General features: G+C 35.7%; 7 protein-coding genes. All 7 read left to right on the top strand.

Going from position 1 to position 6,086, the window contains the following annotated elements:
• Window positions 1–82: 82 nt before the first annotated feature.
• The 7 genes from HMPREF3270_RS08490 to auxB all read left to right on the top strand — a co-directional run bounded on the left by HMPREF3270_RS08490 (window position 83) and on the right by auxB (window position 5,983).
• Complete coding sequence (locus HMPREF3270_RS08490) at window positions 83–358, top strand: UPF0223 family protein (protein WP_002480527.1); 276 nt, start codon at window positions 83–85, stop codon at window positions 356–358.
• A gap of 124 nt (window positions 359–482) precedes the next feature.
• Window positions 483–1,022 (top strand): helix-turn-helix domain-containing protein, encoded by a 540-nt coding sequence (locus tag HMPREF3270_RS08485; protein ID WP_070848548.1) that lies wholly within the window; start codon window positions 483–485, stop codon window positions 1,020–1,022.
• Between the two features lie 13 nt (window positions 1,023–1,035).
• The gene (locus HMPREF3270_RS08480; protein ID WP_070848549.1) at window positions 1,036–2,115 is read left to right on the top strand and encodes an ABC transporter ATP-binding protein; all 1,080 of its coding nucleotides are present in this window, start codon (window positions 1,036–1,038) and stop codon (window positions 2,113–2,115) included.
• A 3-nt stretch (window positions 2,116–2,118) separates the two neighbouring features.
• Window positions 2,119–2,925, top strand: a complete 807-nt coding sequence (locus HMPREF3270_RS08475; RefSeq protein WP_070848550.1) for an ABC transporter permease — start codon at window positions 2,119–2,121, stop codon at window positions 2,923–2,925.
• Window positions 2,922–3,734, top strand: a complete 813-nt coding sequence (locus HMPREF3270_RS08470) for an ABC transporter permease (protein ID WP_070848551.1) — start codon at window positions 2,922–2,924, stop codon at window positions 3,732–3,734. The genes HMPREF3270_RS08475 and HMPREF3270_RS08470 overlap by 4 nt, the downstream gene beginning before the upstream one ends.
• Window positions 3,731–4,804, top strand: a complete 1,074-nt coding sequence (locus HMPREF3270_RS08465; RefSeq protein WP_070848552.1) for an ABC transporter substrate-binding protein — start codon at window positions 3,731–3,733, stop codon at window positions 4,802–4,804. The genes HMPREF3270_RS08470 and HMPREF3270_RS08465 overlap by 4 nt, the downstream gene beginning before the upstream one ends.
• A gap of 33 nt (window positions 4,805–4,837) precedes the next feature.
• A complete protein-coding gene (auxB, locus tag HMPREF3270_RS08460; RefSeq protein ID WP_371099758.1) occupies window positions 4,838–5,983 on the top strand; it encodes a lipoteichoic acid stability factor AuxB in 1,146 nt (381 codons plus the stop codon).
• Window positions 5,984–6,086 lie beyond the last annotated feature (103 nt).

Raw genomic sequence — 6,086 nt, 5'->3', positions numbered from 1 at the left:
CATCAACCGAATTTATTATAGAGCCTTTTTTTATCATACATGTTATAATATGGCTGAAATCAAATAGATAGGAGGAATATATATGGAATATCAATATCCTATTGATGTCGATTGGTCTCAAGAAGAAATGATAGATGTGATTCATTTCTTTAATCGTGTTGAAGATTATTATGAACGTCAAGTCGACAGAGATGACTTTATGAATGCTTATCGCAACTTTAAAAAGGTCGTTCCAGGTAAAGCAGATGAGAAGAATATCTTAGATGATTTTGAAAAAGGCAGCGGCTATAATAGCTATCGTGCGATCAAACGTATCAAAAACGAAACTGAAACTAAAAAATTTAGTGCAAATGATTAAAATTATATTGTAAATCAGGTGCAGTTCTGTTATTTTTAGTAAGCGTTAAACTTAAAGTTTACTAATACTAAACAGAACTGTGCTTTTTTTATGTCATTTTTTAAGCAAGAGAGTGAGGTCATTCATGAATATTGGATTGAAATTACGTAATTTACGTAAAATCAAACAGCTGACACAAGAAGAATTAGCAGAGCGGACAGATTTATCTAAAGGCTATATTTCACAAATAGAAAGCGGACAATCCTCACCAAGTATGGAAACCTTTCTACAATTATTAGAAGTGCTCGGAACATCACCAGAGACTTTTTTTAAAGAAAAAGAAGTTGAGAAGGTGTTGTATCCAAAGGATGAACAAACGGTCTATGACGAATATGATGAAGGTTATATTTTAACGTGGCCGATTGCCCGTTCGAATGAATTTGAAATGGAACCGTTATTTATTCAATTACATCCGCATACTGCATATAAAAATTTTAAACCTTCTGATTCAGATACATTCATATATTGTTTAGAAGGAGAACTGACTTTAACACTTGGAGAACATGTCTATCATGCCAAAGCAGGAGATGCGCTTTATTTTAAAGCACATGATAAACATCAGTTGTCTAATCAAACTGATACAGAAACGAAAGCCATGATGGTGGTTACTGCATCGTACTTATAGGAGGAAAGAACATATGTCGCTATTATCGTTATTAGGAGTGAGTAAACAATACGATGGCAAAACCATCTTAGACGATATCTCTATTGATTTCGAAGAAGGAAAATTTTATACCTTACTAGGTCCTTCGGGATGTGGTAAAACAACCATTTTAAAAATTATTGCAGGTTTTGAACAAGCAGATTCAGGAGACGTATTATACGGAAACCGTAATATCAATGGAATTCCAGCTAATAAACGTCAAGTAAACACAGTCTTCCAAGATTATGCGTTATTCCCACATTTAAATGTGTATGAAAACATTGCTTTTGGTTTGAAATTGAAAAAACTATCAAACAAAGCGATTAAAGCGAAAGTGGCTGAAGCGTTGAAGCTCGTAAAATTAGAAGGTTATGAGCAACGTACGATTGATGAAATGAGTGGTGGACAAAAACAACGTGTGGCGATTGCGCGTGCCATTGTGAATGAACCTAAGATCTTATTGTTAGATGAATCTCTATCTGCCTTAGATTTAAAGTTGCGTACAGAAATGCAGTATGAGTTACGTGCACTTCAAAAACGTTTAGGCATCACATTTATCTTTGTCACACATGATCAAGAAGAAGCACTAGCCTTAAGTGATTATATTGCGGTTATCAAAGCAGGTAAAATCCAACAATTTGATACACCGATTAATATTTATGATGAACCGGTCAATCGCTTTGTGGCTGACTTTATCGGTGAATCTAATATTATAGAAGGTACGATGGTGCGAGATCGTTTAGTAAATATTTATGATAAAGAAATTGAATGTGTGGATATGGGAATTCCTGAAGGGACTAAAATCGAAGCAGTCATTCGTCCTGAAGATATTTTAATTACAAATCAAACTCAAGGTTTATTTAAAGCAGTTGTGAAGTCTACCTTGTTTAGAGGTGTGCATTATGAAGTCACATGTCAGGACCAAGAAGGTTATGAATGGATGATTCAAACGACAAAGAAAGCGAAGGTTGGAGATACAGTCGGTTTGTATTTTGAACCAGATGCGATTCATATCATGGTGCCAGGTGAAACAGAAGCGGAATTTGATAAACGTATTGAAAGTTATGAGGACTAAACGATGACAAAATTAAATAAATACTTAATGGTTCCTTATATGATTTGGATGGTAGGTTTTATTATCATTCCAGTAATTTTATTAGTATATTTCTCATTTTTAGATAATCAAGGCCATTTCAGTTTGACGAACTATCAACAGATTTTAAGTATGCGTTATGTCAAAATGATGGGGATTTCTATTCTATATGCGGCCATCATTACGCTCGTCACATTGATTATCAGTTATCCAGCAGCCTATTTTATTCGTCAATCTGTACATCAAAACATGTGGATTTTAATATTAATTATTCCGACGTGGATTAATTTACTTCTCAAGACGTATGCATTTATCGGGATTTTGAGTCATGATGGTATTATCAATCAAATATTAAATGTGATGCATCTTCCTCATATGGAACTATTATTTACTGCGTCTGCGTTTATTATCGTTGCGAGTTATATTTATATCCCATTTATGATTTTACCGATTTTCAATAGCATGAAGACGATTCCTGAGAATTTAATTCAAGCGTCTACAGACCTCGGTGCCAATCGTTGGACGACGTTTTTAAAAGTCATTTTACCTTTGACGAAAGAAGGCGTACTCTCTGGAATTCAAGTCACGTTTATTCCATCTTTGTCACTGTTCATGATTACGCGTTTAATCGCGGGTAACAAAGTGATTAATATCGGGACATCTATTGAAGAACAATTCTTAGTGATTCAAAACTACGGCATGGGTTCAACCATTGCGATTGTTTTAATCTTATTTATGGCGTTCGTGTTAGTCATCACGAAATCAGGCAACGAAGGAGGACGCAGATCATGACATGGTATGGCAAAGTCTATCTTTGGTTATTAGTCATCGGCTTATATGTACCGATTATCTTCTTAATGGTATATTCCTTTAATTCAGGCGGTAATATGATTCATTTTGAAGGCTTCACGTTAGAACATTATCAAAGTTTATTTCAAGATGATCGTTTAATGGCTATCTTATTCAATACGATTGCGGTGGCATTATTAGCTGCAGCCGTGTCTACTGTAATTGGTACGTTTGGTGCTATTGCGCTGTATCATTTACGTCAGAAACGTTTGAAATTGACATTTATGACGTTAAATAATGTGTTATTGGTCTCTTCTGATGTCGTAATCGGAGCGTCATTCTTAATTATGTTTACTGCTATCGGTCATTTTACAGGAATGGGGCTCGGTTTTTGGACGGTATTAATTTCGCATATTGCGTTTTGTATTCCGATTGTAGTCATTATTGTGTTGCCGCAACTTTATGATATGAATCAAAATATGTTTGTGGCTGCGAGAGATTTAGGCGCAACAGAATGGCAGATTTTAAATCGTGTCATGATTCCGAATTTGATGCCTGCGATTATGGCTGGTTTCTTTATGGCATTGACTTACTCATTAGACGACTTTACTGTCAGCTTCTTTGTGACAGGTAACGGTTTTAGTGTGTTATCAGTAGAAATTTATGCGATGGCACGTAAAGGTATTAGTATGGAAATCAATGCGATTTCAACGTTAATCTTTGGCGTTATCATCATTGGTATTATCGGATACTATATGATTCAGCATTATACAAAACGCCGCTTGTCCTTGAAACGAGGTGTACTGCGATGAAGCGATTTTTACAATTGATTATCGGTGCACTGGTGATAGGAGTCATTTGTTTAGGGATCAGTAAATGGTATGGCAGTGAAGCACATCAAGCATCAGGCAAGAAACTTTATGTGTATAACTGGGGAGAATATATCGACCCAGAGTTAATCGATAAGTTTGAGAAAGAAACTGGCATTCAAGTGATTTATGAAACGTTTGATTCAAACGAAGCGATGGAAGCAAAAATTCGTAATGGCGGTACGCATTATGATGTCGCATTTCCAAGTGAATATACGGTTCAAAAGATGAAAAAGGATGATTTATTAGTTCCTCTAGATCATAGTAAGCTGCCAAACATGAAATATTTAGATAAAAATTACATGAATATGGATTATGATAAACATAATCGTTATTCTATACCTTACTTCTTCGGTACAGTGGGTATACTTTATAATAAAGACGCCTATCCACATGATGATTTTTCAAGTTGGAGAAGTTTATATAATCCGAAGTTTAAAAATGATATCATATTAGTGGATGGTGCGAGGGAAGTGATGGGCTTAAGTTTGAATAAACTCGGCTACAGCTTAAATGAAACGAATCCGAAACGTTTAGATGAAGCGGAAGCGGATTTAGCGCATTTAGCCCCTCAAGTCAAAGGGATTGTCGGTGATGAAGTAACGATGATGTTAGAACAACACGAAGCGAATATCGTAGTCGTATGGAGCGGTACTGCAGCACCGATTGTACAAGAGAATCCTGAATTTGACTATGTCGTCCCAAAAGAAGGCTCTAACTTGTGGTTCGATACGATGGTAATCCCAAAAACAGCACAAAACCAAGCAGGTGCGTATCAGTTTATTAATTTCTTGTTAGACCCAAAAAATAGTAAGCAAAATACTGAATGGGTCGGTTATGCGACGCCGAATGAAGCGGCTAAAAAGCGTTTACCAAAAGAAATTAAAAATGATCAAAGGTTTTATCCTTCAAAAGAAACACAAAGTAGGCTTGAAGTCTATAAAGATTTGGGTAAAGATATTTTAAATGATTATAATGAGCATTTTTTGAATTTCAAAATGTCATTACAATAATATTTTGATTAGTAAGTAGAGTAGGGAGTGTTAATGATGTCTGAAGAACCACAATATACACAAATAAAACGTCCAGTCAGCAGAGTGGCAGAAAAAGTCTTAGGTTGGCTGAACTGGATTGGATTATTGTTATTAACAGTAATTACTATGTTTATTGCGCTTGTGTCATTCAGCAACAATACATCAATTCAAAATCTTGAACAGTCAATCAACAATAATGATTTAGCACAACAAGTGCTCGCAAATAACAGTTTAAATACAACACAATTTGTGATTTGGCTTCAAAACGGTATTTGGGCCGTCATTGTTTATTTAATTGTCTGTTTATTAATTTCATTCTTAGCACTCATTTCTATGAATATCCGAGTGTTATCTGGAATTCTCTTCTTAGTTGCATCTATCATTACATTGCCTTTAGTGTTACTACTCGCAACAATCGTTATACCAGTACTATTCTTCATCGTCGCAATTATGATGTTTGCGCGTAAAGATAGAATAGAAACTGTACCACGTTATGGCGGTGGTTATGTACCATATGAGGGCGGTTATGATGATTATGATAGATATGACCGTGAACCTGTAAGACGTCCACATGGCTATCCAGAAGACGAGAGAACACCACGTTATGAACCTTCTTATGAAAAACGTGATGAGTATGATGACGAAGAAGATGATGTGAAACCATATGTACCGAAAAAAGACAGAGTACAAGAGACACATCAAACAGAAGATACAGAAGAACCTGTACAATCTGAAGAACCAATCACAAGACGTGAAGATGAAAGTGAACCTGAATTCTTATCACGTCAGGCGAAATATAAACAAAAATCAGAAGAAGAAGTCAGAGAACAACAAGAGCAAGATGCATATGAGCGTGAACAAGCGCGTATGCAAGAACCTTCTGATGAGCCTGAAGAAGTAAAATATCGTGATGTTGAACCGCGTAAAGGTGAAACAGCTGAAGAGAAAGCAGCACGTAAACGTGAGAAAAAAGAAAGAAAACGTCGTGCGAAAGAAGCACGTAAAAATCGTCCGAGTGCTGTGAATCAACGACGCATGAACTTTGAAGAGCGTCGTTCATTCAACCAAGGTAAATCACCGACAACGCAAGAAACAAAAGAAGATGACGTACAGTCAACTGAAGATACACAAGCGCAAGATTCAGATAAAAAATCATAATTTTGATAAACCGGAAGCAATGATTATCGTAGCTTTCGGTTTTTATCTTGGTAAAAAACCAAAAAATTTTGGCTCTATAATAAATTCGGTTGATGAGATAACC

It is taken from the genome of Staphylococcus sp. HMSC65H10, assembly GCF_001839185.1.
Taxonomy (GTDB): domain Bacteria; phylum Bacillota; class Bacilli; order Staphylococcales; family Staphylococcaceae; genus Staphylococcus; species Staphylococcus simulans.
The sequence above is the reverse complement of the archived record's forward strand: the minus strand, read 5'-3'. Positions and strand labels throughout refer to the sequence as shown.